The sequence below is a fragment of the Halomonas sp. 707B3 genome (assembly GCF_024158645.1).
Lineage (GTDB): Bacteria > Pseudomonadota > Gammaproteobacteria > Pseudomonadales > Halomonadaceae > Vreelandella > Vreelandella lionensis.
Genome location: NZ_JAMZBE010000007.1, coordinates 1 through 25,488 on the forward strand (window position 1 = coordinate 1; position 25,488 = coordinate 25,488).

Sequence of the window (25,488 nt, forward strand, 5' to 3'; positions counted from 1 at the left end):
CCACGATAAAGGTCACCGCCCCTACCGCTGCTATTGGTAAGCCACAGGCGGCAGAGGTTCCCACCGCTTGTGTCATAGTGGCACCGCAGCGAGAGAGCCAAGGCACTGTCATGGCACCACCGCCTATGCCGAACAGCGCAGAAATCGCCCCAACTACGCCACCCGCAATGGACATTGCTACTTTTCCAGGGGCAATAGTGCCGGGTTTCGGTGTAAGCCCGATGACCATTTTGGTAGCTAATAGAAGTACGAAGACGCCAAAAAGCGTACCCAGCACAGTGCCCGACAAGTTATCAGCAATAAACACCCCAGCAATCGCGCCTAGCATTAAGCCGGGTAGCAGGGCCATAAACCAAGCACGATGCACGCTACCTTTACGAAAATGCCCAAGGGCTGAAGAAGCGCCGGTAATGACGATAGTGGCAAGCGAGGTGCCAACAGCAAGATGCATAGTGATCTCAGGGGAAATGCCCTGTAGCCCGAAGGCAAACACCAGCACAGGAACAATAATGATCCCGCCACCAACCCCAAATAGCCCGGCCATCGTGCCAGCGACTGCCCCTAGCGCCAAGTAACTGGCTAAAATGGCTGCAAAGGTCATTGGTTCGGCTTCTCCAGGGCGTGAGGCAACCATTTATTAATCATGCTATGCAAGGTATCCGGTTGATAGGGTTTGGCTAGAAGGTCATCCATTCCAGCGGCTTCGCAGGTATCTCTGCCCGCGTTATCGACATTGGCGGTCAACGCAATCATCACACTGCGCTGCTTTTGGTTTGATTGCTCAAACTTACGCCAGCGGCGAGTCGTCTCAAGCCCATCGAGAGTGGGCATAAAAATATCCATAAAGACTAAATCATAAAAAGTGGACTGCTGGCGCTCTAGGGCTTGCTCACCGCTACTGACACCTTCCACCTTAAGGCCCTGGGACTCTAACATTTGCCGCGCCAGCATTAAGTTTACCGGCCCATCGTCAACGACCAATACGCGAGGCCGGTGCTCACCGCCCCCTGATATATCGTCACTGCTTGTCTCATTTACACTCTGCTGCACGAAATTAGCTAATAGTGAGCGGATATCAGCAAGGCGTTCACGCACGTGGGTAACGTTCTGGCGGCAGCTCTCAGAGGCATCCTCCGTAAGCATGCTGCCAAGGTGCTCAAACAGGCTATCGGCTTCTCGTTGCATCAACGTTAGGTAGCCTGATTTAAGCCGAGACTCCTCTCGTGCCCGCTCCCTACCTGCCATTAAATGTTTGAGTTGCTTCTGCTGGTGATGCAAGTCATCCAACAACGCTTGGTCACTTCTAGCATGACCATCCTGTGTGACCACATGACCCGCTTTATCAAGCGTTCGAATAACCCCTTCTAGCTGGTCGTTCGCCAGGGTAAGCCGCTGGCAGGGCTGTTCATCGGCCTTCGGCTCAACAAGCGCTGGTAAAGAGTTAAGGGCCACCCTCCTGCGCAGCTCGTCAATACACTGCTCAAGCTCGCTAAGCCCCTGCGTGAAGAGTGTGTCCTTATACTTGCCCCGCGCTTTGATTAACATTAAAAAAACGCCTACATTCATGCAGCTGCCCAACAGAAGGGCAAGCATTAGCCACACCGTGGTTGCCCATGACGCTTGGCTGGGTGACATTAGCCAGATAACGGCTCCTACCAACACACATAGCAGGACAAGCGCGGCCTGAACCAGTAATAATGGCCATAGAACTGGCCAGATAATGGCATTCCAGAAGTGCTCTCGCTGATAGCGTTGTGTCATTCGCGATGTCCCAGTTGGCAGGGCGTTAGGCTAGTAGAGATAGCCCGCATCATTAATCACGGTGCGAAAGTCAGTGTACGTCTCCACCGGAAGAGTGTCATGTCGCGCCACTTAAGTATGCCCCGAATAATGCCTATTATGAGTCATTTATGTGTTTAATTACGTTTATTTGGTCACCCGATAGCCACACTCCTCTACGCTTAGCGGGTAATCGTGATGAGTTCCATACACGCCCTACTGCCCCACTGAGTGCGTGGAGCGACAAAGCACTGCTGGGTGGCAGAGACTTGGAAGCGGGTGGTACATGGCTGGCAGCAAATCGATACGGCATTGTGGCGGCACTTACCAACGTACGCGATACCACCTTACCCACGCCCCCTAACGCGCCCAGCCGAGGCGAACTGGTGGCGGGGGTACTTGCCAGTGACGACCCCGCCGCATGGCTAGACACCATGGCGAGCCACCAAGCCGAGCGCTACGCTGGCTTTAATTTATTAGTCGCTACCACCCACCAATGCTGGCATCTGCACCGGGGAAGCGATGGCATATCCCTTGTTAATGTGCCACCTGGGGTGCATGGGCTTTCCAATGCCAGTTTGAACACGCCTTGGCCTAAACTACAGGCTGTACGTTGCGCTATGGAGGGTAGTAATAATCACCTGTGGCGGCCCGCCACGCGACAGGCGCTGCAAAACCCAGGGCAAGCCGCCGATCACTTGCTACCCGATACGGGGGTTGGCGTTACTCTTGAGCGTCAGCTCTCGGCGGCTTTTATCGTCGGCGAGCAGTACGGCACCCGCGCTACTACTTGGCTGACGCTTAGCCACCGGGGCGATGTGGCTATCACTGAGCAGCGCTTTGGGCCGCTCGGGCGCTTTACTGGCGAAACGACACTTACGGCGCTACGCCAACGATAGTAGCTTATTAATCACGAGGGGGCAGCAGGTGCGACAACTGCCACTCATCCAGCCGTTTATTAAGATGCTCATGGACAAGTGCGGGCGTATCCAACTGCATGATCTCTTTGAGCAGCGTTTGTGCATCGGCCAGCGTGACCCGACGAATCGCGGCACGCACTTTTGGCAAGCTGGGTGCGTTCATGGAAAGGCTGGTAAAGCCCATAGCCATCAATAGCAGCGCGCCTGCTGGGTCGCCTGCCAGCTCACCGCACAGCGAAATAGGTTTATTCAACCGCTTGGCATCTTGGGCGAGCTCTTGTAATGCGCCCAGCAGTGCCGGGTGTAGCGCGTCGTACAGGCTAGAGACCCGCGGATTGTTACGATCCACCGCTAGCAGGTACTGGGTAAGGTCATTACTGCCTACCGAGAAAAAATCGACACGCTTAGCCAGCGCGTCCATTTGATAAATAGTCGCGGGCACTTCAATCATGACCCCCACTTTTGGCCGCTCAACCTTAATGCCCTCTTCGCCCAACTCTAAGATGGCGCGATCAAGCAGCCGTATTGCCTCATCGACCTCCTCCACATTGGTGATCATGGGGAACAGCACGTAGAGATTGCCTAAATCGTGGGAGGCTTTAAGCATGGCGCGCAGCTGTACCATCAGAACTTCAGGATGATCCAGGGTAACGCGCATGCCCCGCCAGCCCAGGAACGGGTTGGCTTCCTCAATCGGGAAATAGGGCAAATCTTTGTCGCCACCGATATCTAGAGTACGCATCACCACCGGCAGCGGCGCAAAGCCTTCCAACTGCTCGCGGTACATGCGCATCTGCTCTTTTTCACCTGGGAAGCGCTCGGTAATCATAAATGGCACTTCGGTGCGGTAGAGACCTACCCCGCCAATGCGGCTTTTCAGCAGTGCAGAGGCATCCACCGCCAAGCCAGTATTCACCATCAGCGGCATTTCATGGCCGTCGGGGGTTCTACTGGGCAGATCCTGTTCATGCTCCAGCACTTCGCTGAGCACTTTCTCTTCGGCAATCAGGCTGGCGTAGCGGGTTTGCAGCTCGGCGGCAGGACGCACAAATAGCCGCCCCCGGTGGCCATCTAACACCACGGGCGCACCGTTCAGGCGTGGCAGCGGCAGGTCTACCATTCCTAATACCGTGGGAATGCCCATGGCACGGGCGACAATCGCCACGTGAGACGTACTGGAACCACGTACCGACACCAATCCTTTTAGCTTGTCGCGCGGCACTTCGCCCAGCATGGCCACACTGATTTCATCGCCAACTAAAATGGCGTTGTCTGGATAGGTTTCCGGCGTGGAAGGCGTATCTTCTTGCAGATGCGCCAACACGCGACGGCCCAGGTCGCGAATATCTGCTGCCCGCTCGCGCAGGTAGTCATCATCGACACGTTCTAGGTATTGCACATGGCGGCGAACGACATCGGCGAGCGCCCCCGGCGCCCACTGGCCTTCGCGAATGCGCTTTTCCACCTCTTCAGAGAGCGCGGCCTCTCCCAGCATCTGTTGATAAACATCAAACAGCGCTAGCTCCTGAGAAGAGATCCGGTTAACCAAACGCTCTGCAGCGGCACGAATTTCATCGCGGGTTTTGCCGATGGCCTCTTTTAGCCGGGCAATTTCGTACTCCTGGTCTCTGGGAATAAGATCAGGAACGCTATTGAGGTCGGCGGGAGGAGTGATCACCACGGCTTCGCCCATGGCCATGCCGGGCGAGGCCGCGACCCCTTTGAACATCGCCTGGCCACCGGGTAGCGCGGGGCGAGTGAGATTACCGGTGGCTAAGGCATGAGCCAGCACGCCCGCAAGCTGTGCAGCCATGGTGACCAGGAAGGCTTCATCTTCATCATCGTAGCGGCGCTTTTCCGCCTGCTGCACCACCAGCACCCCCAACATGTGGCGCTGGTGGATAATCGGCACCCCAAGAAAGCTTGAATAACGCTCTTCACCGGTCGCTTCAAAGTAGCGGAAATGGGAGTGCGACTGGGCATCTTCCAGATTCAGCGGTTCGCTGCGTTTAGCCACCAGACCCACCAAGCCTTCGCCTAACGGCAGCACTACGCGGCCAACGGCTTGGGTACGCAGACCAATGGTTTCCATCAGAACCAACGACTCCAGTTCTTTATCGTAAAGATAAAAAGAGCAAACATCGGTCTGCATGGCTTTGCGTATGCGGCGAACCATGGTCGACAGCGCGGCGTCGAGGTTCCGTGCGCCATTCACTTCTTGAATAACGCGTCGCAGCACCTCAAGCATGGACGTTTTCCTATTCACTATTATTTGCCTCGCTGAGGGATTGTCCGGCTGGGCTAACACTGCTTTTATCCTGCAATGATGCGCGCGTTATCCTTCGTTATCTTGTGCCAAGCGCTGCACGCGAGGAGAAAGCTCTCTTAGCGCACGCCGATAGACCTCTCGTTTAAACGGCACTACTTGCCCTAACGGGTACCAGTAGCTAACCCATCGCCAACCGTCGAATTCCGGCTTGGGCGTGGCCGTCATACAAATACGGTTTTCTTGGCAACGAATTCTTAGTAAAAACCACTTCTGTTTTTGGCCAATACACACTGGCCTTGAGTGGGTACGAATCATGCGTCGTGGCAGACGGTAGCGCAGCCAGCCCCGGGTGCAGGCGACAATATCAACATCGTCGGCGGTTAGGCCGATCTCTTCGTGGAGTTCACGAAAAAGCGCTTGTTGTGGCGTCTCGCTTGCCTTAATGCCTCCCTGGGGAAATTGCCACGCATTTTGTCCTACACGACGCGCCCAAAGCAGCTGCCCCTGGCTATTGGCAATGATAATGCCAACATTAGGGCGAAAGCCGTCAGCGTCGATCACGGACATCACCTTCATAAATTTTCAGTTATGCCCATTTTTCCACAAGGGAGACAAGCGTATCAATACAATATCACGCTAAGTGGTGAAACCTAGGTGACTCTGCGATAATCCGGCGCTTTGTGTCCGACGACCAACGTCCAACATTAACCATAAGGGGAGCGCCGTGAGTCTGGCCATTTTCGATTTGGATAATACGCTGCTATCCATCGACAGCGATCATGCCTGGGGGGAGTTCTTACTCGAGCAAGGGGCGGTTGATCCGGTTGCCTATCGTGAAGCCAACGAGCGCTTTATGGCCGATTACAACGCGGGCACTCTGGATATGGCGGCATTTTTGGAAATGGCGCTGAAACCGCTGGCTGAAAACACGCCGGAGCAGCTGGCGGCGTGGCATCAGCAGTTTATGGCGAGCAAAATTGAGCCGCATATTCTGCCCAAAGCCGAGGAGCTGCTGGCCCGCCACCGCACCAAAGGCGATACGATGCTGATTATCACTGCCACCAACCGTTTTATTACCGGCCCCATTGCCGAGCGCTTAGGTGTTGATGATTTAATCGCTGTAGACCCGGAAATGGTCGATGGCCGCTATACCGGCCGTGTTGACGGCGTGCCCAGTTACCGCGAGGGTAAAGTCATCCGCCTACAAGCGTGGCTAGAAGCCCAAGATATCACCATGGACGGCGCGTGGTTCTATAGCGATTCTCACAACGATCTACCGCTACTTGAGAAAGTTGATCACCCGGTTGCCGTCGACCCAGACGACACCCTGCGTAAAGTGGCAGAAGAGCGCCATTGGCGGATCATGAGCCTGCGGGACTAATTGAGTGTGAGTGGTAAGACGTAACAAAAAACCCCGCCAGCGCTGAGCTGGCGGGGTTTTTGCTAACTAAGCGCTCATTTAAGAGTGCTAGTAGGCACGTTTAGCCGAGCAGGTGCTCAACGGCAGCACGCTCTTCACGCAGTTCTTTCTCGGTGGCTTGCATCTTCTCTTTGCTGAACTCGTCCAGCTCGAAACCTTGTACGATTTCGTATTTGCCACCCTGGCAGCGAACCGGGTAGGAGTAGATGATGCCTTCGGCGATGCCGTAGCTGCCGTCGGAAGGAATCGCCATGCTGACGATGCCTTCGCAACCCAGCGCCCAATCGCGCATGTGGTCGATGGCAGATGACGCAGCAGAAGCGGCAGAGGAAGCACCGCGCGCTTTGATGATCGCGGCACCGCGCTGCTGTACAGTCGGGATGAAGTCGTTTTCGTACCAGTCACGCTCCACCAGATCGAAAGCGGCTTTGCCGTCTACTTTGCACTGGGCCAGATCCGGGTACTGGGTGGCACTGTGGTTGCCCCAGATGATCATGTTTTCAACGTCAGTGACGTGCTTGCCGGTTTTCTGAGCCAGCTGGGTCAGCGCGCGGTTGTGGTCCAGACGCGTCATGGCAGTGAACTGACCAGCGTCCAGATCCGGCGCGTTGCAGGAAGCAATCAGTGCGTTGGTGTTGGCAGGGTTGCCGACGACCAGCACTTTCACATCACGGCTAGCATGGTCGTTCAGTGCTTTACCCTGTACAGAGAAGATCGCGGCGTTGGCTTCCAGCAGATCTTTACGCTCCATACCCGGGCCACGCGGACGTGCACCTACCAGCAGAGCGAAGTCAGCATCTTTGAACGCAACGTTCGGATCGTCAGTAGCAACGATATCCTGCACCAGCGGGAATGCACAGTCGTTCACTTCCATGACCACGCCATTCAGCGCGTCCATTGCTTGCGGAATTTCGAGAAGCTGGAGAATGACAGGCTGATCCGGCCCTAGCATATCGCCAGCGGCAATGCGGAAAATTAAAGAGTAGCTGATCTGGCCGGCACCGCCGGTAATCGCAATACGTACTGGATCTTTCATCATTGCTCCTTGATGGTTCGCCTATTGGAGGTTCGCCTGGTAAAGATTAGCGCCATGATGTTATGCCCAGATGCCTAAAAACTCAATCAGACATGAGACGACTACCCATTCCCGAGCGGGCTTGGTACTCGCTGAGTACGGCCAGTTGCGCTATGGTGTCACGGGCTGCGGGCCCATCCTTACCGCGCTATGTATCTTTGTGACCTTTTGGAATAGTGACTCTCCATGCGACGAATCCCCCCCTCTTACGCGCTGGCTAGCCTGCTGGTGCTGGCGTTAGTGGTATGGCTGGCCGTTGGCGATTTTCAGCGTTTTCAATCCACGCCCCCCGACTCGGCAGCGGAGGAGCGCGATGCCCTGCCACGAGTAGAAATCAGCACTCAGCAGAGCACGCCTTATATTCCCCAACAAGTGCTGCAGGGCCAGCTAACCGCTGATCGCGAAACGGTGCTGCGTGCCAACGTCGCGGGTTACGTAGCAGAGAAGCCGATTGAGCAGGGGGAAAGCGTTCGCCAGGGGGAGACGCTGCTTATCCTTGATAACAACGCTTTGCCCGAAAGGTTGCAGCAAGCGCGGGACGAGCTGGCACTGGCCGAAGCCGAGTACGCGGGCGCCCAGAACCTACGTCGTCGTGAGCTGATTTCACAGCCGGAGCTGCTGCGCCTGCAAAGCGCGCTCAGCGCCAGCGCGGCGCAGGTGGCGCAGCTAGAGAAACAGCTGCAAGACACCCGCCCAACAGCGCCTTTTGACGGCACCCTCGACCGAATACAGGTAGAGCTTGGCGACCTACTCCAGCCAGGCGAGGAGTGGGCTCGCTTGATTGATGATCGTCGCTTAACCGGCACTGCCTGGGCTTCACAGCAACAGGTCGGCGAATTGAGCGTTGGCTTACCCGTTACCGCAAGACTACTTAACGGTGGCTCCTTAACGGGTGAGGTTAGCTATATCAGCAGCCGGGCAGAAGAGGCTACGCGCACGTTCTATATCGAAGTGTCGCTGGACAACCCAGAGCGTCAACGATTAGCGGGCGGTAGCGCTGAGTTTACGATTACCCAACCTCCCCGCCAGGTACATTCCCTCTCCCCTGCGCTCTTTAGCTTGGATGAGCAGGGCCAGTTAGCCATCAAGCATCTGGATGAAGAGAACCGCGTGGTGCAAACCGCCGTGGAACTGATCAGTGCAGATACCCAGCGTGCCTATGTCACCGGGCTGCCTGATCCGGTCACGCTGATTACCCTTGGCGCTGGCTTGGTCAGCCCCGGCGAAGCGGTAACCCCCGTGCCTGCCCAGGAAGGTGGACATGCGCCAGTTAATTAATGCCGCCCTCACCCATACCCGTACCACGCTGCTGCTACTGGTAGGGCTGCTACTGGCGGGCACTGCCGCATGGCAGGCGATTCCCAAAGAAGCCAACCCCGACGTTACCATTCCGATTATCTACGTCTCTCTCGCGCTGGAGGGCGTCAGCCCCGAAGATGGCGAGCGCCTACTGGTCCGCCCCATGGAGCAGGAGCTGCGTGGCATCGAGGGACTGCGTAAATTCACCGCTCAGTCCAGTGAAGGCCACGCCTCGGTAACGCTTGAGTTCGACCCTGGTTTTGACCCAGACACCGCCCTGGCCGATGTGCGCGAGCGCGTCGATATTGCCCGCAGCAGCCTGCCCGATGAAGCGGAAGAGCCACGGGTGATGGAAGTTAACGTCTCCGAGTTTCCCGTTCTGAGTATCGGCCTCTCCGGCGAGCTGGATACCCGGGAGCGGATGACGATTGCCCGGCGCTTGAAAGAGGAAATCGAAGGCATCGCCGATGTGCTCGAGGTAGAGATTGCTGGCGAACGGGAGGACCTGTTGGAGATCGTCGTCGACCCGCTGGTGCTGGAGAGCTACGGCGTTGATTTCGACACCCTGTTCAATCAGATATCGCGCAATAACCGCTTGGTCGCCGCAGGCAGTCTGGATACGGGCGCGGGGCGTTTAGCGTTAAAGGTTCCGGGCATTATTGAGTCGTTAAACGACGTGATGAACATGCCGGTGAAAGTAGAAGGAGATCAAGTGGTCACCTTTGGCGATGTGGCCTGGATTCACCCCACCTACAAAGAGGCCGAAGGATTTGCCCGTATTGATGGCCAGCCCGCCGTGGTGCTGGAAATCTCCAAACGCGCTGGGGCCAACATCATCGCGACCATTGAAGCAGTGCGAGAGCAGTTCGCACTCGCGGAAGACCTGCTGCCCGAACAGCTACGGATAACCACTATCCTGGATGAGTCGGTTACCGTGCAGAACATGCTCTCGGAGCTGCTGAATAACGTGTTAACCGCCGTTGTGCTGGTACTGATTGTGGTGGTGGCGGTGATGGGCTGGCGGATGGCACTGCTGGTAGGGCTGACCATTCCAGGAGCGTTCCTCACCGGCATTCTGCTGGTGTGGGCGTTTGGATTTACGCTCAATATTGTGGTGCTGTTTGCACTCATCCTGGTGGCAGGTATGTTGGTAGACGGTGCCATAGTGGTCAGCGAGCTGGCAGACCGCCACTTGCACGAGGGGCAAGCCCCTTATCAGGCGTGGCTTAATGCCGCTTCGCGTATGAGCTGGCCAGTGATCGCCTCCACCGCGACGACCGTGATGGTCTTTATCCCCCTACTGTTCTGGCCCGGCGTGGTAGGCCAATTTATGAAGTACCTGCCCGCCACGGTGATTTTATGCCTGCTGGCCTCCTTAGCGATGGCACTGGTGTTCTTGCCTACGCTGGGCCGCCTGTTCACGCGCACCACTCATGCCAGTGGTACCGGGCCGATAGATGAAAGCACGGCGCTAGGCCGTGGTTACCGTCGGATACTGAGCCGTCTCCTGCAGCACCCAGCCTGGGTACTGCTGTTTGCCGTACTGCTCATCGCACTGCTGTACACCGGCTATGCACGCTTTAACCATGGCGTAGACTTTTTTCCCAGTGTCGAGCCGGACAGCGCCCAGGTACTGGTACGCGCCCGTGGCGATTTTTCGGCGGAAGAAACTGACGCGATATTGCAGCGCGTGGAGCAGCGCTTGGGTGGTATGGGGGAAGTGGAGGCGCTCTACGCCCGCTCTTACGCTGTGCCCGACCAGCAAATGGGCAGCGATGTGATAGGCATGCTGCAGTTCCAGTTTATCGACTGGTATCAGCGCCGTCCTGCTCGCACTATTCTGGCGGATATGGCTGAGCGCACCCAGGATATCCCAGGCATTACCCTGGAGTTTCAAGAGCAGGAGATGGGCCCCGGCGGCGGCAAGCCGATTGTGCTGGAAGTGAGCGCTACCGACCCGGACATTGCCGATGCAGGGGTTGATCAAATCACGGCGATGATGCGCAACCTTGGCGGCTTTACCGATATTCAGGATAACCGCAGCCTGCCGGGCGTCGAGTGGCAGGTGCATGTGGATCGCGAAGCCGCTGCCCGTATGGGAACCGATATCACCACCATCGGCAGTGCCGTTCAACTGCTCACCACCGGGCTGCAAGTCGCTACTTACCGCCCGCCGACGGTGAATGATGAGGTGGATATACGCGTTCGCCTGCCAGAAAACTGGCGCACGCTAAACCAGCTTGAGCGTTTGACGATTAATACCCCAAGGGGGCAGGTGCCTATTTCGCACTTTGTGGAGATTACTCCTGCACCAAAAGTGGGCACGCTTAACCGCATTGATGGCCGCCGTGCTATTACGGTGGAAGCCGACTTAGCCCCAGGCTTCTTAGCCGATGAGCGGCTGCGCGCACTGCTAGACGCTGGCCAGGGCCAACTGCCCGATGGGCTAATGGTGAATGTGGCCGGTGAACAGGAGGATCAGCAGGAATCGATGCAGTTCTTAGTGGGCGCTTTTTTGATTGCGATTGGCTTAATGGCACTGATTTTGGTGACCCAGTTCAATAGCTACTATCAAGCAGTGCTGGTGCTATCGGCGATTGTGTTCTCAACGGCAGGGGTATTGATGGGACTACTCATCACCGGCCAAGCGTTCGGCATTGTGATGGTAGGCATGGGGGTCATCGCGTTGGCAGGGATCGTGGTGAACAACAATATCGTATTGATCGATACCTACAATGAGCTGCGCGCAGATGGGATGACACCCGTTCAAGCAGCATTGGAATCAGGCTGCTTACGCCTTCGCCCCGTACTGCTCACCGCCATTACCACCGTGCTGGGCTTAATGCCGATGGTGCTGGGGGTAAACGTTAACCTGTTCGCCCCAGCGCTTGGGTTTAACGCCCCTTCCGCCCAGTGGTGGACCCAGATGTCCAGCGCGATTGCCGGCGGCCTCACCTTCGCCACCGCCCTCACACTGCTGCTCACTCCCTGCATGCTAGTGATTGGCGGCAAGCTGCGCCGCTAAGGATGCGAGTGAGTAATTAGCAAGTCAGCATCCGCTAAGGCAGCCAGAAATGCTGCCTTAGCGGAAAATTAGGCGGGAGATTTCATTTGCTTGGGGCTATGGACGGCGTGCAAGCGAGCAATGAGCTGATCTTCTAGCGCAAAGCGTTCAGTCAGGCCTTTGGCGAGACGGTCAATCCAAGCGGGTAACCGCGCTAGGTTTTGTTGGCAGCGCACCGGGGATGCGAAGTCTTCATCAAACTCCAGCACCATAGCAGTAGACATTTCCAGGCGCTCTAGCAGTTGTGCGGCAATGTGAAGCGCGCTTTCGTCATCAAAGGCTTTCGCTTCTTCCGCAAGCTGCGGGTAAATCTCAAAGTGCCCAGCACTGATATAGTCCATCAGCAGTTCGCTGAAGGTATCAATGCGCGCTTTGCTCACGTCTTCCAACTCCGCATCGCAGGCTTCTTTTAGTTCGATAAAGCTCACGAGTAGCGCGCGACGCTGATCAAGCCAGCGATCAATCAAGCTGTGTACGCCTCCCCAGCGCTCCAGGGCATTTTTGCAATCGTCGAGCATGGGGCTTTCTCCTTGCAGATAGCCGCCTTTAACAGGGCTAGACTCGCCTTTCCCTCTACCTCTGTCAATCTTGGCGGGTATGGTTTCCTTGATACTGAATAGTGCGCCGTCAATAGTCAACGCCAATATTAAGCAGCCGGTGGGCTACCGGCTGCCATTACCCATCCTAGCGCTTAATAGCTAGCCATAAAATACGCAGCGGCACCAACGCCAGCAATAAAAAGCCGATGAGGGTCCAGGCGGGCAGCGATAGTCCTAACAGCATGAAATCGATTTCAGCGCACTCCCCAGAGCCGGTAAGCACCATGGCGACGACTTCCTGCATAGGTAGGATATCCATCATGTAATCCAGCCCTGGGCCACAGCTAGGCACCTCATCTGCTGGTAAGCCCTGCAGCCATACATGACGCCCGGCGATAAAGGCACCGGTGCCCACGGCAGCTAGCCCCAACAAGCCATAAATGCCTCTACCCACGCCCCCTTTAGGGTTGTGAATGGCTGCCACAGCTAGCACTAGCCCGGCGGCGATAACCGCTACTCGCTGAAAAATACATAGCGGGCAGGGCTCTAAGCCCACAATGTGCTCAAGGCTCAGCGCTACGGCCATCATCAGTACGCAAAACGCGACACCGGCGAGTGCCGTCGGACGAATGGCTGATGATGTCATTGCGCATCCTCGGGTGGCAGTGCAGAAAGCGCCCGAGACTCTCGCGCTTTGGTGAAATAACTCTCTAGGAACTCGCTAAAGCTCTCTTGGTCGGCCTCCTCAATATCCCTCTGCTGCTGGTGAGAGGTGTCGATCAGTTGAGCGAGTAGCGCTTCCCGGGAACGCAGCATCGGCGTAGCTTTCAGCTTATCGGCTTGGGCCTGCGCCATGCTCAGTAGCGTGTCGCTTAGTGATCCATTGCCCTCTTGCAAGCGCGCCAGCATTTGCGCCGAGGGGGTCAACGAAGGATCTTTCAAGCGTGGTGCAAGGGCTTCAAGCGCTGCTGCATGGGGCTCCCCCTCCTCGACAGCATCCAGCAAGCGTGCCACCTCAGCCATTTCAGCAAAAATTTGCTCGCCCCAAGCAGGCAGCGTGACCGATTCCCCGTTGTGAGTTAGGCGCAGTTCCGGGTCGCGGCCGCGCTCTACGACCAGCCGGCGGTTATCGTCTAGGCGGTCACACTCTTCATCGGAAATCCAGGGGCTGTCGCTGAGTAGGCACCACATCAGGAAGGTATCGACAAAGCGCATCTGGGATTCCGTGACGCCCAACGGGTCGAACGGATTGAGATCCAGGCAGCGCACTTCGATGTACTCGACGCCCCGGGCCTCCAACGCTTGGCTGGGGGTTTCGTTGTGCTTGGCTACGCGCTTGGGCCGAATATCGCTGTAGTACTCGTTTTCGATCTGCAGGATATTGGCGTTAAGCTGCTGCCACTCGTCGCCGTTTCTCACGCCCAGCGCTTCGTAGTCCGGCCAGGGGGTGGAAATGGCATGGCGCAGCGTGTTGACGTAGTTCGACAGCGAATTGAAGCAAATTTTAAGCTGCGACTGCACTTTGTTCTGATAGCCAAGATCCGACATACGCAGTGTAGTGGCATAAGGCGCGTAATAGGTATCGTCGCTGAGCGGCTGCAGCTTATCCGGCACTTGGCCATTCGGCAGGAAGCTTTTGTCTATCGCAGGAGACGCGCCAAACAAGTAGAGCAGCAACCAACTATGGCGGCGGAAGTGGCGAATCATCCCGAAGTAGCGGGTCGAGCGGTAATCGTTAAACGGGATGTTGGTGGCTTTTTCCATTTCCCGCAGCGCGTGCCACATATCGTCCGGCAGCGACACGTTGTAATGCACGCCCGCGATGGCCTGCATAATACGGCCATAGCGTACGTCTAAGCCCTTACGGTAGACATGCTTCATGGTGCCGACGTTAGAGCTGCCGTAATCCGCAATGGGCACACTATCGTTACCTGAAAGCCGCGAGGGCATGCTGCCCGGCCAGATCCACTCGTTTTCCAAGTGGTGATAGGTAAAGGTGTGCAGATCAGATAAAAACGCCAGCGCCTCTTTGGGCTCGGAGTACACCGGAGTGATGTACTCAAGCAGCGCCTCAGAGTAATCGGTGGTGATGTGCGGATGAGTCAGTTTTGACCCCAGCGCCTGCGGATGAGCCGTTTGGGCAATATGGCCGTTGGCATCAACACGCAGACCCTCTTTCTCCAACCCGCGACGCAAGCGCCCTAAGCGCCCAAGTCGCGCGCTTGGCAGCAGCCGCTCTACCTGGGCGGTGAGCGAAGATGGCACAGTGAGAGGTTCAGACAAGGTGAACACTCCTTGTTAGTAAGGCCTGCATTAAGCAGGCCTTGTTGAAGTCAGCTGGCATCGCCATAACCATTACCCTGCTTTCTAATCGAGAATAGACAGCAGGATATGGCGGCAATGGTTAAATATTCAAGACGCGCGACTATTTGCCCCGCTTGGCTTTCATTAAGGCAGCCCCAAGCGCACCCATCGCAGCAGGGGGTTCGCTCTGCTGATTGCCCTGGCGCTGCCCGCCTTGGCGCTGGCTGCGAGCGGGTTTGCGCGGCGCTGCCGAGGCAGTGCTGCCTGGTGCTTCGGGCTGTTCCGGCTCGTCATCCAAACGCATGGATAGCCCTACCCGTTTACGCGGAATATCCACGCTCATCACTTTCACCGTGACAATATCACCCGCCTTCACGACGCTACGTGGGTCATCGATAAAGCGGTCGGAAAGCGCCGAGATATGCACCAAACCATCTTGGTGAACGCCGATATCCACAAATGCCCCGAAATGGGTCACGTTGGTAACGGTGCCTTCCAACACCATGCCGAGCTTGAGGTCTTTGAGTGTTTCGACGCCCTCGCGGAATTCAGCGGCCTTAAATTCTGGGCGCGGGTCGCGTCCGGGCTTATCCAGCTCTTTGAGGATGTCGCTGACCGTCGGCACACCAAAACGCTCGTCGGCGAAATCGGCGGGCTTGAGCGCCTTCAGGGTGGCGCTGTCGCCAATCAGGCCTTTCACATCACGGCTATTCTGCTTGGCGATGCGCTCCACCAGCGTATACGCCTCTGGGTGAACGGCGCTGGCATCCAGCGGATTTTCGGCATTGCTAATACGCAAAAAGCCTGCGCACTGCTCGAAGGTTTTCGGGCCAAGGCGGCTCACTTTAAGCAGCTCTTTACGGCTCTTGAATGCCCCCTGCAGGTTGCGCTGAGCGACGATATTTTCGGCAATAGCGGCGCTTAGGCCTGCCACCCGAGAAAGCAGCGCGCTGGACGCGGTGTTGAGGTCCACGCCCACGGCGTTAACACAATCCTCGATCACGGCTTCCAGGCTGCGAGAGAGCTGCACTTGGGAAACATCGTGCTGGTACTGGCCCACGCCGATGGATTTCGGTTCGATCTTCACCAGCTCGGCCAAGGGGTCTTGCAAGCGGCGGGCGATAGAGACAGCGCCGCGAATCGTCACGTCCAGATCCGGCAGCTCGCGGGAGGCATACTCTGAGGCCGAGTAAACAGAAGCGCCCGCTTCAGAGACCATCACTTTGCTGGCACGGTGCTCTGGTGCCAGCGCTTTAATCAACTCCCCTGCCAGCTTGTCGGTTTCGCGACTGGCGGTGCCGTTACCTACAGCAATCAGCTCCACGCCGTGCTGTTTTACTAGCTTGGCCAGCACGTTGAGGGATTCATCCCAGCGGTTTTGCGGCGCATGGGGGTAAATCGTTGCTTGGTCAATAAACTGACCGGTGGCGTCGATCACCGCTACTTTACAGCCAGTACGCAGGCCTGGGTCTAGCGCCAGCGTTACTTTCTGCCCGGCAGGCGCTGCCAGTAACAAGTCTTTCAGGTTAGCGGCAAATACGTCGATGGCGGTCTGCTCAGCATGTTCACGCAAGCGGCCCAGCAGCTCGGTTTCCAGCGCGGTGTAAAGCTTCACACGCCAGGTCCAGCGAACTACTTCGCTTAACCATTTATCCGCCGCGCGCCCCTCATCGCTAATGCCCACTTGCTTAGCAATCGCCACTTGAGCGGGGTGAATGGGTGCGTCGTCTTCGCCCGGCAAGCGGATCGCTAGGCTCAAGACGCCTTCATTGCGGCCACGGAACATGGCCAGCGCCCGGTGCGACGGCACTTTCGCCAGCTTTTCATCGTGCTCGAAGTAGTCGGAGAACTTCGCGCCCTCCTGCTGTTTGCCATCCAGCACGCGCGCACTGAGCTCGCCCTCTTGCCATAGACGCTCCCGCAGTTGACCGATCAGCTCGGGGTCTTCTGCAAAGCGCTCCATCAGAATCTGCTTGGCGCCATCCAGCGCCGCCTTGGCATCTTCAATGGCGGGGATATCCCCTTCGGCTTCGCGCAGGTATTGGGCGGCTTCACTTTCGGGGTCAAGCATTGGGTTCGCTAACAGCGCATCCGCCAGCGGCTCTAACCCGGCTTCACGGGCAATTTGGGCTTTGGTACGGCGCTTTTTCTTAAAGGGGAGGTATAAATCTTCCAAACGCTGCTTGGTGTCTGCGGCTTGAATGGTCGCTTTGAGTGCGGGGTCCAGCTTGCCCTGCTCATCGATGGCGGCCAGTACCGCTTCACGACGCTCTTCAAGCTCGCGCAGGTAGCGCAGGCGTTCGTCCAACTGGCGAAGCTGCGTATCATCCAGCGCGCCAGTGACTTCTTTACGGTAACGGGCAATAAAAGGAACGGTAGCGCCACCATCCAGAAGCTCTACCGTTGCGGCGACCTGTTCAGGCCGGACGCTTAGCTCTTCGGCCAAGCGTGCAGTAATGCGTTGTTTGACATCCATAACGTGCAACTAACTCATGCAGCATTCGAGGTGCCGACAAGGTACCACAAACCACCTAGACTGGCATGGATTGCCCTTCGCCCCACCGTTAGGCGGGCACAAAGCGCAGCGCAACGCCGTTATTGCACCAACGCAGGCCGGTAGGTTCTGGGCCATCTTCAAATACGTGGCCCTGGTGGCCGCCACAGCGGGCGCAGTGGTATTCGGTGCGGGGCCAAACCAGCTTGAAATCCAGTTTGGTCAGTAAGTGACCCTCTACATGTTCGAAGAAGCTCGGCCAGCCAGTGCCAGAATCGTACTTCATGGCGCTGGTGAACAGCAGCAAATCGCAGCCTGCACAGTGGTATGCGCCTTCATCGTACTGCTTATCCAACGGGCTTGAGAATGCTGCCTCTGTACCCTCTTCGCGCAGCACATTAAAGGCATCATCAGAAAGGCGCTCGCGCCATTCATCTTCGCTCAGCTCCAGTTTTTCTAAATCTGGGGCAGCCTCAAGATCAAGGCGCGGAAAGCCAAACGAGACACCCGGCAAAACACCCGCTAAGCCGGTTAACCCTGCTAAGCCTAAAAAGTGACGACGTTTCATTGGCGTAACTCCCATCGACAACGGTTGGATAGTAAAGAGAAACAAGCAGATATGAAAAAGGGACAGTGCCGTGGCGCTGTCCCTTTCTGACTACTTAGTTGTCCGTACGTTCGACAACTTACACTTGGGTGTAAAAATTATGTCAACTGCGGGCCTGCTTTGATGATGGCTTCGTTAACGCCTTCAAACTTCTTGAAATTATCAACGAACTTGGTGGCCAACTCTTGCAGGTGGCGGTCATAAGCGTCGCGGTCTGCCCAGGTCTCGCGAGGGTCGAGCAGGCTGGAATCAACACCCGGTACGGCTACCGGCACCTCCAGGTTTAGGCCTTCAATGTGCTTGGTTTCTACATCGCGCAGAATGCCAGACTGAATCGCGCTGATAATGGCGCGAGTGGTCGGAATGGAGAAGCGCGAACCGCCTTCACCGTACGCACCGCCGGTCCAGCCAGTGTTGACCAAGTAAACCTGGGCGTCTTTCTTCTCAACGCGCTTGATCAGAAGGTCGGCGTATTCACGCGCCGGACGCGGGAAGAATGGAGCGCCGAAACACGTAGAGAACGTCGCCGCCAAGCCTTCGGAAGAACCCATTTCGGTGGAGCCGACTTTCGCCGTGTAGCCTGACAGGAAGTGGTAAGCCGCAGCTTCTTTAGACAGCACGGAGACCGGCGGCAGCACACCGGACATATCGCAGGTCAGGAAGACGATGGCATTAGGCTCGCCTGCTAGGTTTTCTGCGACGCGCTTTTCGACGTGCTCGAGCGGGTAGGCGGCGCGGGAGTTCTGAGTCAGGCTGTCGTCGGCGTAATCCGGCTCGCGGCGGTCGTCGAGTACGACGTTTTCCAGCACGGTGCCAAACTTGATCGCGTTCCAGATGACCGGCTCGTTCTTCTCAGAAAGGTCGATGCATTTGGCGTAGCAGCCGCCTTCCATGTTGAAGACAATGCCGTCACCCCAGGCGTGTTCGTCATCACCGATTAAGTAGCGTGCTTGGTCAGCGGAAAGCGTGGTTTTACCGGTGCCAGAGAGGCCGAAGAAGAGGCAAGTTTCGCCGTCTTCACCCACGTTGGCCGAGCAGTGCATCGGCAGCACGTCGGAAGCGGGCAGCAGGAAGTTCTGCACAGAGAACATGGCTTTCTTCATTTCGCCTGCGTAGCGCATGCCAGCGATCAGCACTTTACGCTCGGCGAAATTGATGATTACACAACCATCGGAATTGGTGCCGTCGCGGTTCGGGTCACACTCAAAGCCTGCGGCGTTAAGAATGGTCCACTCCTCTTTCGCCGCTTGGTTGTAGGCCAAAGGGCGAACAAACATGGTGCGACCAAACAGGTTCTGCCAAGCGGTTTCAGTAGTCACGCGTACCGGTAGGTAGTGAGTGGCGTCGCTGCCCACGTGCAGCTCAGAAATGAAGTGCTCGCCGTTACCCAGGTGATCTTCAACCCGCGCCCAAAGAGCTGAGAATTTTTCAGCGTCGAAGGGGCGGTTAACGCTGCCCCAATCAATGCTGTCACGGGTGGAAGGCTCATCGACAATATAACGATCTTTCGGTGAACGCCCAGTGCGCAGGCCAGTGTTTACCACCAGGGCACCGTTTGCTGACAGGCGGCCTTCACCACGGGCCACGGCGCGCTCGATCAGTTCGGCGCTGCTGAGATTAACGTGGGCTTGGGGAGCGGCTTGAGTCGTGGTCATGTCGATTCCTGGGTCTCTAATTTTCCGGGCGTCGCCGACGCCTTGAGAAATCATCCTAGCCCCTGTTATAGCGGTTACAGCAGGCTAGGTGCGCTGAAGTTTGGCGCATTATGGCAAAAAGAAAGCCCCCAGGAAACGGGGGCTTTTACCAAATATCTTGTAGTTAAACTACTACAATAGCACTACATTTTGTGTTGCGGCGCAGTATATTTTTCAAACATCTGTTTGGCTTTTCGGCTTAAAGCACGGTGTGCTCTAGGGTAGCAGCAAAAGACCTGAACAGAGCTGGCCCTATGCGCCGACTACACAATTAGTGAATCACCGGCGGTGGCGCGCCAGGGTCCTCCAACAAAATTTCAATATCCGCTGCGGTGTAGTGATATTTCGTGTGACAAAAGTGGCATTGGGTGTCAATCGCGCCCTGTTCGCGCAAAATATCCCGAAGCTCATCCTTGCCAAGTGTGTAGAGCGCATGACTCATGCGCTCCCGCGAGCAGGTGCATCCAAAGCGCAGCGCTTTGGGGTCGAAGACCCGCACGGTCTCTTCATGATAGAGGCGATACAGCACTTCTCGCTGCTCTAAGCCCAGCAGCTCTTCTTGCTTGATGGTATCGGCTAGGTGAACGCTGCGCTCCCAGGCGTCTACATCTTGGTTTTGCGACGCATCCGGTAAGCGCTGGAGAAGTAGCCCTCCTGCCCGTTCGCCGTCAGCAGCTAGCCAAAGCCGCGTGGGCAACTGCTCCGACTGGCCGAAGTAGGCTTCCAGACAGCCGCCCAGAGTATCGTGATCCAGCGCGACGATGCCCTGATAGCGATGCCCTTCTTTAGGGTCTAGGGTAATCACGATTTGGCCGTCCCCTACCAGCTCGCGGAAGCTAGCGTGTTCGCTGGGCAGTGCGGCGTCTTCGGCAATACGTGCAATGGCCCGCAGCTCGCCGCCGGGGTTGGACTCTGCCATTAACAGGGCGAGCGCTCCTTGGCCGCGCACTTCGATACTGAGCGTACCATCCAGCTTAACGGTATCGGTCAATAGGGCGACCGCCGCTAGCAATTCACCCAGCAGTTGGTTAACTGCGGGTGGGTAGGCGTGGCGGTCGAGCACTTCGTGGTAAGCCGTGCTGAGCGTAACGATCTCGCCACGCACGTTGGTTTGGTCAAACAAAAAGCGTTGTATTTGATCAGACATAAAAAGACCATAGGAGGAGAAATAGTAGGAGAGCACAGCAGGGTAAGCGGCTGCTTACTCCCCCTGCTGACGCTGGAAGCGCTGGATATCACGCCGCTGTTTTTTATCAGGGCGTTTAAGCGGGTGCTGCATGGCTTCGTTGGTTAAGCGGCGCGCTTCGGCCTCTTTGGCACGACGTTTAGCGCTCTCTTCGGTTTCCGCATAGAGCTTACGCGCTTCCGGTGCGCCTCGACGCTGGTCGGATAGCGCGGTAACTTCCACCTCGAAGATATCCCAGCCTTGCGGCACACGGATCAGCGCACCCAGCTCAACGTTCTTACTGGTTTTTACACGAGCTCCGTCGTAATGGACTTTGCCGCCTTCAATGGCTTTTTTGGCCAGAGCACGGGTTTTAAAAAACCGCGCTGCCCATAGCCACTTATCCAAGCGAACGCTGTCACTCATTCACGCTCTCCTAATGTGTGTGAACTCAGATGTGTGAGCGCTGCCCTGGCAACTCTGCGGGTAGCAGCTGGGCAAATCGGTCAAGGGCAATAAATTCCTGTAGCTCTTTCTCTGGGCGTTGGCTGTCAGGCTGCTTAATACCTAACAGATGCTTGATGCCAAACTCGCGAGCGCTCTCTAGCACCCGGGCATTATCATCAATAAACAGGGTGCGGGCGGGATCAAATGGCTCGCGTTCTTGAAGTGCAAACCAGAAGGCTTGCTCCTCTTTCGCAGCGCCCACGTCTTCTGATGAGATGATGGCGTCTAGGTAGTTTTCCAACCCTGTCAGCGGCAGTTTTAACGCTAGGCTGGCGCGGTCGGCGTTGGTAGCGAGCACCACGCGAGGATGCGCTTGCTTGAGCCATGTTAGAAAGTCTAAAGCATCGCTGCGTAGCCCAATCAAGTGCTGCACTTCGCGCTTGAGCGCGACGATATCCACGTTGAGCTCGCGGCTCCAGTAGGCAAGGCTGTACCAGTTCAGCGTGCCCTGCTCACCCATGATACGCGCCTTGAGGGCCTCCTGGCTGGCCTGATCAAGCTGGTGCAGCTCTACGTAGCGCCGAGGCAGGTGCTCAAGCCAAAAGTGGCTGTCGAAGTGAAGGTCCAGCAACGTGCCGTCCATGTCGAGTAGGACGGTATCGATCTCGCGCCAATCAATCATTGCCGCTCCAGTCTGAAAGAGTAAGCGTGCTATTGTAGCGTAACCCGTTTTTTGCAGCCACGGAGGCATGATGTCACGCGACGACACAGCAACAGGCGATACGCCGATTGGTTACCCGCGCAAGCCGCAAATCTTAGCCCGCCAGCGCGTCGCCCAAAGCCGTTTATTTCAAATTGAGTCACTGGATTTGCGCTTCTCTAATGGGGAAGAGCGACAGTTTGAGTGTTTAACCGGTGCTGATCGCGGCGCGGTGATGATTATTGCCATGCCAGACCCAGAACATGTGCTGCTCATTCGTGAGTATGCTGCGGGGTTTGAGGACTATGTACTGACATTGCCGAAAGGGTTAGTCGACCCGGGCGAAGACATCATTACCGCCGCCAACCGCGAGCTGATGGAGGAGTGCGGCTTCGGTGCACACCGCATTGAGCCGTTGGTGGAGCTGTCGCTAGCGCCCAACTATATGCGCCACCGCATGCAGGTGCTAATGGCAACGGACCTCTACCCTAAACGCTTACCGGGTGACGAGCCCGAACCGCTGATTGTAGAGACCCATGCCATCGAAGAGCTGCCTGCCCTACTCATGCGCGAAGACTTCCACGAAGCCCGCGCCATCGCTGCGCTCTATATTGCGCGAGACAAGCTGCGCGAAGAGAAGCGCCGTGGCGGGATGGATTTGCTGTAAAGCATGAGATAAATAGACAGGGTGTCCACGCGGCACCCTTAATGCTTAGAAAGCGCAGACGTTAAAGATGATGCTTCAGCGCTATCCAACGGCGCTGGCGGTGGCTGTCCAAACCTGCCTCCAGCAGTGCCATGCAACGCAGGGCATCATCAATATCCACCGGCAGCGGTGCTTTATCGCGAATGGCAGCAGTCACGCCCTGGTAATAGGCGAGATAGTCGCCGGGCAGCGTGGGGTGGTCGTGGCGAACCAGCGGCGCGTCTTCGCCTTCTCCCTCGCGCAGGGTAAGCGTTCCAGGGCTGTCCTCTCCCCAGGAAGACGACGGCGTTTCCCCGGCTTTCAAGCGATCTTCCTGCGGATCTAAGCCGTACTTAATGTAGCTGCCTTTAGTGCCATGGATGCGGTAGCGCGGCGTGGGTTCTGCCACCAGCGTACCGGCACTCAAACTCACTCGGAAACCGTCGTATTCCAACAAGGCGAGAAAGTCGTCATCGGCTTTGGCGCCGTCACGGCGTACGCCTAGCTCTAGCAAAATGGCGTTGGGCGTGCCGAATAGCTCGCAGGCCTGATCCAGCAGGTGCGGGCCTAGGTCGTACCAAATACCGCCCCCTGGAGTGGCTTTTTCCCGCCAGCGGTCGCGCACTTCAGGACGAAAGCGATCAAAGCGCGACTCAAAGCCGGTCATGCGACCTAGCGTACCTTCCTTTAAGAGTGCTTGAATGGTCAGGAAGTCGCTATCCCAGCGGCGATTATGAAATACCGAAATCAGCCGTTCTTTATCCACCGCCAGGGCTTTTAGCTGCTTTGCTTCTGAGAGTGTGACGGTAAAGGGCTTATCCACCACTACATGCTTGCCCGCAGCGAGCGCCGCTTTGGCTAAGGGGAAGTGGGTATCGTTCGGCGTGGGAATCACAATGAGATCAAGGTCTGGGCGCTTACATAGTGCTAACGCTTGGCTCTCTATTTCCACGTTAGGCAGGTCCGCCTTCACTTTGGCCGCATCGCTTGAGGAAACGGCCACTAAATCCAGCCCTTCGGTCGCTTGAATCAAAGGGGCGTGAAACGTCTTGCTTGCAAACCCATAGCCAACAAGGCCAACGTTGATGATCGCCTTCATTACAATCCTTAGTCGATGTGACGGTTCAGGTTGGCAAAAAAACAGCCCGTACGAGACGGGCTGTTTGATGAAGAGATTAATCTAGCTTAGAGAGGTCGCGCACCGCGCCTTTATCGGCGGAGGTGGCGAGTAGCGCATAGGCTTTGAGCGCAGGGGTAACCTTGCGCGGGCGCTGTTCGACCGGTTTCCATGCATCTTTGCCTTTGGCATCCATGGCTTCACGGCGTTTAGCCAGCTCGGCGTCGCTAAGCTGCACGTTGATGGAGCGGTTGGGGATATCGATCAGGATGGTATCGCCCTGCTCTACCAAACCAATGGCGCCCCCTGCTGCCGCTTCCGGGGAAACATGCCCAATCGACAGGCCTGATGTGCCGCCGGAGAAACGACCATCGGTGAGCAGTGCACAGGCCTTACCCAACCCTTTCGATTTCAGGTAGGAGGTGGGGTAAAGCATCTCCTGCATACCAGGGCCGCCTTTGGGGCCTTCGTAGCGGATGACGACCACGTCACCCTCTTTCACTTTGCCATCTAACACGTTGGCCACCGCTTGGTCTTGAGACTCCACCACGTGGGCTTTGCCTTCAAATACCAAAATGGAGTCATCGACCCCTGCGGTTTTCACCACGCAACCATCCAGCGCGATATTGCCGTAAAGCACGGCTAGGCCGCCTTCGCGGGAGAACGCGTGCTCCAAATCGCGTATACAGCCGGTGGCGCGGTCGCCATCCAGGCTTGGCCAGCGGGCGCTTTGGGAGAAAGCGGTTTGAGTCGGTACACCGCCAGGGCCAGCCTTAAAGAACTCAACCACTTCTGAGCTAGGCGAGCGCATGATGTCCCACTCTTCCAGCGCGGCCTTTAGGCTATCGCCATAGACAGTGGGCACAGAGGTATCCAGCACGCCTGCCCGGTCCAGCTCACCCAAGATGGCCATAATGCCGCCGGCGCGGTGTACATCTTCGATATGGTACTTCTGGGTATTGGGGGCCACTTTACACAGCTGCGGCACTTCACGAGAAAGGCGGTCGATATCCGCCATAGTGAAGTCAACTTCTGCTTCCTGAGCGGCTGCTAATAGGTGAAGAATGGTATTGGTGGAGCCGCCCATGGCAATGTCGAGCGTCATGGCGTTTTTAAACGCCGACTTGTTGCCAATCGCACGGGGCAACAGGTGGGCCTCGTCGCCTTCGTAGAAACGTTTAGCGAGTTCGACAATACGGTGACCGGCATTTTCAAACAGCCGACGACGGTCTGAGTGGGTTGCCAGCACGGTGCCGTTACCGGGTAGCGCCAGCCCCAATGCTTCCATTAAGCAGTTCATGGAGTTGGCGGTGAACATACCTGAACAGCTACCGCAGGTGGGGCAAGCACTGCGCTCTACTTCCGCCAGTGTTTCATCATCCACACTGTCATCGGCAGCCATGACCATCGCATCTACCAAGTCTAGGCCGTGGTTGAGCAGCTTGGTTTTACCGGCTTCCATCGGGCCGCCTGATACAAAGATCACCGGAATATTGAGGCGCATAGCAGCCATCAGCATTCCTGGGGTGATTTTGTCGCAGTTGGAGATGCACACCAGCGCATCGGCGCAGTGGGCGTTACACATGTACTCGACGCTGTCGGCAATGATATCGCGGCTCGGCAGCGAGTAGAGCATGCCGTCGTGACCCATGGCGATGCCATCGTCCACGGCGATGGTGTTGAACTCTTTGGCTACGCCGCCCGCTTTTTCAATCTCACGCGCCACCAGCTGGCCCATGTCTTTTAGATGCACATGACCGGGTACAAACTGGGTGAAGGAGTTGGCGACCGCAATAATCGGCTTATGAAAGTCGTCATCTTTCATACCGGTGGCACGCCAAAGGGCACGGGCGCCAGCCATATTGCGGCCAGCGGTGGTGGTACGGGAGCGATACTCGGGCATGGTGTCC

General features: G+C 56.8%; 21 protein-coding genes. 5 read left to right on the forward strand and 16 right to left on the reverse strand.

Features of this window, described 5'->3' with window-relative positions; genetic code table 11:
• Both BIS10_RS01930 and BIS10_RS01935 read right to left on the reverse strand, forming a co-directional pair.
• Window positions 1-601 (reverse strand): sulfite exporter TauE/SafE family protein (locus BIS10_RS01930; RefSeq protein ID WP_253501882.1); only part of this gene is annotated, 601 nt, incomplete at its 3' end.
• The gene (locus BIS10_RS01935) at window positions 598-1,761 is read right to left on the reverse strand and encodes a response regulator (RefSeq protein WP_253501885.1); all 1,164 of its coding nucleotides are present in this window, start codon (window positions 1,759-1,761) and stop codon (window positions 598-600) included. The genes BIS10_RS01935 and BIS10_RS01930, both read right to left, overlap by 4 nt.
• 149 nt (window positions 1,762-1,910) lie before the next feature.
• Here BIS10_RS01935 and BIS10_RS01940 point away from each other — a divergent pair, with 149 nt between their 5' ends.
• Window positions 1,911-2,678, forward strand: coding sequence for an NRDE family protein (locus BIS10_RS01940; protein ID WP_253501888.1), 768 nt, complete (start codon window positions 1,911-1,913; stop codon window positions 2,676-2,678).
• A 7-nt stretch (window positions 2,679-2,685) separates the two neighbouring features.
• Here BIS10_RS01940 and ptsP read toward each other — a convergent pair whose 3' ends face one another.
• A complete protein-coding gene (gene ptsP, locus BIS10_RS01945) occupies window positions 2,686-4,947 on the reverse strand; it encodes a phosphoenolpyruvate--protein phosphotransferase (RefSeq protein ID WP_253501891.1) in 2,262 nt (753 codons plus the stop codon).
• 87 nt (window positions 4,948-5,034) lie between these two features.
• The gene (locus tag BIS10_RS01950) at window positions 5,035-5,529 is read right to left on the reverse strand and encodes an RNA pyrophosphohydrolase (RefSeq protein ID WP_253501893.1); all 495 of its coding nucleotides are present in this window, start codon (window positions 5,527-5,529) and stop codon (window positions 5,035-5,037) included.
• Window positions 5,530-5,692: 163 nt separating this feature from the next.
• Between BIS10_RS01950 and BIS10_RS01955 the strand changes: the two genes are divergently transcribed.
• Window positions 5,693-6,349, forward strand: a complete 657-nt coding sequence (locus BIS10_RS01955; RefSeq protein WP_253501896.1) for an HAD family hydrolase — start codon at window positions 5,693-5,695, stop codon at window positions 6,347-6,349.
• Between the two features lie 100 nt (window positions 6,350-6,449).
• Here the strand turns inward: BIS10_RS01955 and BIS10_RS01960 are convergent, their stop codons facing one another.
• Window positions 6,450-7,424 carry a malate dehydrogenase gene (locus BIS10_RS01960; RefSeq protein ID WP_253501899.1) on the reverse strand — a complete coding sequence of 325 codons (975 nt, stop codon included), beginning with the start codon at window positions 7,422-7,424 and terminating at the stop codon, window positions 6,450-6,452.
• Window positions 7,425-7,649: 225 nt separating this feature from the next.
• On the opposite strand from BIS10_RS01960, the gene BIS10_RS01965 reads away from it, so the two are divergent.
• Window positions 7,650-8,741, forward strand: a complete 1,092-nt coding sequence (locus BIS10_RS01965) for an efflux RND transporter periplasmic adaptor subunit (protein ID WP_253501902.1) — start codon at window positions 7,650-7,652, stop codon at window positions 8,739-8,741.
• Entirely contained in the window at window positions 8,725-11,787 is a 3,063-nt protein-coding gene (locus BIS10_RS01970) for an efflux RND transporter permease subunit (protein ID WP_253501904.1), read from the forward strand. Before BIS10_RS01965 ends, BIS10_RS01970 begins: the two co-directional genes overlap by 17 nt.
• Window positions 11,788-11,855: 68 nt before the next feature.
• On the opposite strand, the gene rsd is transcribed toward BIS10_RS01970, so the two are convergent.
• The 9 genes from rsd to yrfG all read right to left on the reverse strand — a co-directional run bounded on the left by rsd (window position 11,856) and on the right by yrfG (window position 21,758).
• Window positions 11,856-12,344: a sigma D regulator gene (gene rsd, locus BIS10_RS01975; protein WP_253501907.1), complete on the reverse strand. Its 489-nt coding sequence runs from the start codon at window positions 12,342-12,344 to the stop codon at window positions 11,856-11,858.
• A 166-nt stretch (window positions 12,345-12,510) separates the two neighbouring features.
• Window positions 12,511-13,011: a disulfide bond formation protein B gene (locus BIS10_RS01980; RefSeq protein WP_253501910.1), complete on the reverse strand. Its 501-nt coding sequence runs from the start codon at window positions 13,009-13,011 to the stop codon at window positions 12,511-12,513.
• Complete coding sequence (gene gshA / locus BIS10_RS01985) at window positions 13,008-14,648, reverse strand: glutamate--cysteine ligase (protein WP_253501912.1); 1,641 nt, start codon at window positions 14,646-14,648, stop codon at window positions 13,008-13,010. The genes BIS10_RS01980 and gshA overlap by 4 nt, the downstream gene beginning before the upstream one ends.
• Before the next feature lie 142 nt (window positions 14,649-14,790).
• Window positions 14,791-17,145 carry a Tex family protein gene (locus tag BIS10_RS01990; RefSeq protein ID WP_253501915.1) on the reverse strand — a complete coding sequence of 785 codons (2,355 nt, stop codon included), beginning with the start codon at window positions 17,143-17,145 and terminating at the stop codon, window positions 14,791-14,793.
• Between the two features lie 88 nt (window positions 17,146-17,233).
• Window positions 17,234-17,731 (reverse strand): peptide-methionine (R)-S-oxide reductase MsrB, encoded by a 498-nt coding sequence (msrB, locus tag BIS10_RS01995; protein WP_083022890.1) that lies wholly within the window; start codon window positions 17,729-17,731, stop codon window positions 17,234-17,236.
• Between the two features lie 137 nt (window positions 17,732-17,868).
• Entirely contained in the window at window positions 17,869-19,425 is a 1,557-nt protein-coding gene (locus BIS10_RS02000) for a phosphoenolpyruvate carboxykinase (RefSeq protein ID WP_253501918.1), read from the reverse strand.
• Between the two features lie 310 nt (window positions 19,426-19,735).
• On the reverse strand, window positions 19,736-20,611 hold the full coding sequence (gene hslO, locus BIS10_RS02005; RefSeq protein ID WP_253501921.1) for an Hsp33 family molecular chaperone HslO: 876 nt from the start codon (window positions 20,609-20,611) through the stop codon (window positions 19,736-19,738).
• Window positions 20,612-20,665: 54 nt separating this feature from the next.
• On the reverse strand, window positions 20,666-21,055 hold the full coding sequence (gene hslR, locus BIS10_RS02010) for a ribosome-associated heat shock protein Hsp15 (protein ID WP_062361748.1): 390 nt from the start codon (window positions 21,053-21,055) through the stop codon (window positions 20,666-20,668).
• A gap of 25 nt (window positions 21,056-21,080) precedes the next feature.
• The gene (gene yrfG / locus BIS10_RS02015) at window positions 21,081-21,758 is read right to left on the reverse strand and encodes a GMP/IMP nucleotidase (protein WP_253501923.1); all 678 of its coding nucleotides are present in this window, start codon (window positions 21,756-21,758) and stop codon (window positions 21,081-21,083) included.
• Between the two features lie 70 nt (window positions 21,759-21,828).
• Here yrfG and nudE point away from each other — a divergent pair, with 70 nt between their 5' ends.
• Window positions 21,829-22,443 carry an ADP compounds hydrolase NudE gene (gene nudE, locus BIS10_RS02020; protein ID WP_253501925.1) on the forward strand — a complete coding sequence of 205 codons (615 nt, stop codon included), beginning with the start codon at window positions 21,829-21,831 and terminating at the stop codon, window positions 22,441-22,443.
• 61 nt (window positions 22,444-22,504) lie between these two features.
• Here nudE and BIS10_RS02025 read toward each other — a convergent pair whose 3' ends face one another.
• A complete protein-coding gene (locus BIS10_RS02025; RefSeq protein ID WP_253501928.1) occupies window positions 22,505-23,560 on the reverse strand; it encodes an oxidoreductase in 1,056 nt (351 codons plus the stop codon).
• Window positions 23,561-23,636: 76 nt separating this feature from the next.
• Window positions 23,637-25,481 carry a dihydroxy-acid dehydratase gene (gene ilvD, locus BIS10_RS02030; protein ID WP_253501931.1) on the reverse strand — a complete coding sequence of 615 codons (1,845 nt, stop codon included), beginning with the start codon at window positions 25,479-25,481 and terminating at the stop codon, window positions 23,637-23,639.
• Window positions 25,482-25,488: the final 7 nt, after the last annotated feature.

Excerpts from the sequence above, each read along its gene's own strand:
- BIS10_RS01935 (WP_253501885.1), bottom strand. The coding sequence starts at position 1,761 with ATGACACAACGCTATCAGCGAGAGCACTTCTGGAATGCCATTATCTGG.
- BIS10_RS01940 (WP_253501888.1), top strand. The coding sequence starts at position 1,911 with ATGTGTTTAATTACGTTTATTTGGTCACCCGATAGCCACACTCCTCTA.
- ptsP (WP_253501891.1), bottom strand. The coding sequence starts at position 4,947 with ATGCTTGAGGTGCTGCGACGCGTTATTCAAGAAGTGAATGGCGCACGG.
- BIS10_RS01960 (WP_253501899.1), bottom strand. The coding sequence starts at position 7,424 with ATGAAAGATCCAGTACGTATTGCGATTACCGGCGGTGCCGGCCAGATC.
- BIS10_RS01965 (WP_253501902.1), top strand. The coding sequence starts at position 7,650 with ATGCGACGAATCCCCCCCTCTTACGCGCTGGCTAGCCTGCTGGTGCTG.
- BIS10_RS01970 (WP_253501904.1), top strand. The coding sequence starts at position 8,725 with ATGCGCCAGTTAATTAATGCCGCCCTCACCCATACCCGTACCACGCTG.
- rsd (WP_253501907.1), bottom strand. The coding sequence starts at position 12,344 with ATGCTCGACGATTGCAAAAATGCCCTGGAGCGCTGGGGAGGCGTACAC.
- BIS10_RS01980 (WP_253501910.1), bottom strand. The coding sequence starts at position 13,011 with ATGACATCATCAGCCATTCGTCCGACGGCACTCGCCGGTGTCGCGTTT.
- BIS10_RS01990 (WP_253501915.1), bottom strand. The coding sequence starts at position 17,145 with ATGGATGTCAAACAACGCATTACTGCACGCTTGGCCGAAGAGCTAAGC.
- msrB (WP_083022890.1), bottom strand. The coding sequence starts at position 17,731 with ATGAAACGTCGTCACTTTTTAGGCTTAGCAGGGTTAACCGGCTTAGCG.
- BIS10_RS02000 (WP_253501918.1), bottom strand. The coding sequence starts at position 19,425 with ATGACCACGACTCAAGCCGCTCCCCAAGCCCACGTTAATCTCAGCAGC.
- hslO (WP_253501921.1), bottom strand. The coding sequence starts at position 20,611 with ATGTCTGATCAAATACAACGCTTTTTGTTTGACCAAACCAACGTGCGT.
- hslR (WP_062361748.1), bottom strand. The coding sequence starts at position 21,055 with ATGAGTGACAGCGTTCGCTTGGATAAGTGGCTATGGGCAGCGCGGTTT.
- yrfG (WP_253501923.1), bottom strand. The coding sequence starts at position 21,758 with ATGATTGATTGGCGCGAGATCGATACCGTCCTACTCGACATGGACGGC.
- nudE (WP_253501925.1), top strand. The coding sequence starts at position 21,829 with ATGTCACGCGACGACACAGCAACAGGCGATACGCCGATTGGTTACCCG.
- BIS10_RS02025 (WP_253501928.1), bottom strand. The coding sequence starts at position 23,560 with ATGAAGGCGATCATCAACGTTGGCCTTGTTGGCTATGGGTTTGCAAGC.
- ilvD (WP_253501931.1), bottom strand. The coding sequence starts at position 25,481 with ATGCCCGAGTATCGCTCCCGTACCACCACCGCTGGCCGCAATATGGCT.